This is a genomic window from Conyzicola sp. (assembly GCF_057073975.1).
The window spans coordinates 1-2,287 of record NZ_JBXMIS010000133.1 but is presented as its reverse complement, the minus strand read 5'-3'; the positions used below and the strand labels follow the sequence as shown (position 1 = coordinate 2,287).

1 protein-coding gene is annotated in these 2,287 nt (G+C 67.1%); it reads right to left on the bottom strand.

Annotated elements, in window-relative coordinates; all coding sequences use genetic code 11:
• A partial coding sequence (hrpA, locus tag AC14A7_RS11925) for an ATP-dependent RNA helicase HrpA (RefSeq protein WP_484009321.1) occupies nt 1-2,077 on the bottom strand: 2,077 nt, incomplete at its 3' end.
• Nucleotides 2,078-2,287: the final 210 nt, after the last annotated feature.

Genomic DNA, 2,287 nt, shown 5'->3' with positions numbered 1-2,287 from the left:
GAATGAAGAGGTCGCGCGCGTACTCCGGGTCGATGCGGGCGAACTGCACGGTGCGGCGGAGGATGATCGGCAGCCCGTAGCGCGTGACCCTCTCGTTGGCGACGACGGCGCCCTGCTTCTTCTCCCAGCGCGGCTCGCTGCAGCTGCGCTTGGCGAGGTCGCCGGCGATCGCCCCCGCCCACGCCAGGTCGATGCTCGCGTTGGTGCGGGCGAACAGGCGGCTCGTCTCCACGAGCTCCGCGCTCATGATCGCGTTCGGCTGCTTCTTGGCCAGCGCGCTGCCGGGGAAGATGACGAAGCGCGACTGGCGCGCTCCCTGGTAGTCCTTCTTCGCCACGTCTTTGAGGCCGAGGTGGCTGAGCAGCCCGGCGAGCAGGCTGCGGTGGATGCCATCCGGGTTGACGTGCGCGTCCCCGATGACGAGACCGAGCGGCTTCGCCATGCGGCTCAGCTGCCGGTAGACGTCCTGCCACTCGCGCACGCGAAGGAAGTTGAGGTACTCCGCCTTGGTGAGGCGGCGGAACTGGTTGCCGCTCAGCTCCTTCTGCTTCTCCTCGAGGTAGTTCCAGAGGTTGAGGTAGCTGAGGAAGTCGCTCGTAGGGTCGGTGAAGCGCGCGTGCGACTGATCGGCCTGGGCGCGCTTCTCGAGGGGGCGCTCGCGCGGATCCTGGATGCTGAGGGCAGCGACTATGACCATCACCTCGCGCGTGACCGCATGCTGCTTCGACTCGATGACCATGCGCGCGAGGCGCGGGTCGATCGGCAGCTGCGAGAGCTGCTTGCCGATGCGGGTGATCCCGTTGTCTTTCGTGACGGCTTGCAGCTCGCGCAGCAGATCGAGCCCGTCCTTCACGCCCCGCGAGTCCGGTGGCTGCAGGAATGGGAAAGCCTCGATGTCGCCGAGGCCGAGCGAGATCATCTGCAGGATGACCGCGGCGAGGTTCGTGCGCAGGATCTCCGGCTCGGTGAACTCCGGTCGGCGGGCAAAGTCCTCCTCCGAGTAGAGCCGGATGGCGATACCGGGGCTCGTGCGCCCCGAGCGCCCAGAGCGCTGGTTGGCGCTCGCCTGCGAGATCGCCTCGATCGGCAGCCGCTGGATCTTCGACCGAACGCTGTACCGGCTGATGCGTGCCGTGCCCGCGTCGATGACATAGCGGATGCCCGGAACGGTCAGCGAGGTCTCGGCCACATTCGTGGCGAGCACGATGCGCCGGTTGGACCCACCGCCGCGGAACACGCGGTGCTGGTCGGCGGCGCTCAGTCGGCCGTAGAGCGGGAGCACGTCGGTGTTCGGCAGGTTGCGTCCGCGGATGGCGTCCTCGGCATCCCGGATCTCTGCCTCACCAGACAGGAACACGAGGATGTCGCCGCGGTCCTCGCGCGACAGCTCGTCGATCGCGGCGTTGATGCCCTCGAGGGGGTCGCGATCCTCGGTCGGCTCCTCGTCATCCTCGCCCGTGGTCTCGGCGACGAGCGGACGGTAGCGGATCTCGACCGGGAAGGTGCGGCCGCTCACCTCGACGATGGGGGCTGGGGTGCCGTCGGGCTTCGAGAAGTGCTTCGCGAAGCTCTCCGGGTCGATCGTCGCACTCGTGATGACGACCGTCAGGTCGGGGCGTCGAGGCAGCAGCTGCTTGAGGTAGCCGAGCAGGAAGTCGACGGTGAGGCTGCGCTCGTGCGCCTCGTCGATGATGATCGCGTCGTACTTCTTGAGGTCGCGGTCGCGGTGGATCTCATTGAGCAGGATGCCGTCGGTCATGAGCTTGATGCGCGTGTTCTTGCCGACCGTGTCGGTGAAGCGCACCTGGTAGCCGACGAGCTGCTGGCCCGCCTCGCCCAGCTCCTCGGCGATGCGCTCTGAGATGGCGCGGGCGGCGATGCGCCGCGGCTGGGTGTGGCCGATGGATGTCTTGCCGAGTTCCAGCAGGATCTTCGGCAGCTGCGTCGTCTTGCCCGACCCCGTCGCCCCCGCCACGATGACGACCTGGTTCTCGGTCAGGGCGCGCGCGATGTCGTCCTTGCGCTGGCTGACGGGCAGCTCAGGCGGGTAGGAGATAACGATCGGGGCGTCAGACATAGCCTTCCATCGTACGGCTGCCTAGACTTGCACCGCGGACACCGCCGCGTGGATTGAAGGGAGCGATTGATGACTACCGACTTTGTCGTGCCATTCGCCGACCCCATCCACTTCGAGGCCGTCTTCACCTTCTGACACCGGCGGCCTCCCGTTTCTCGGAGCCACCTACGTGTTCGAATTCGATGTACCCGTATTCACCCTCGCCGAGCC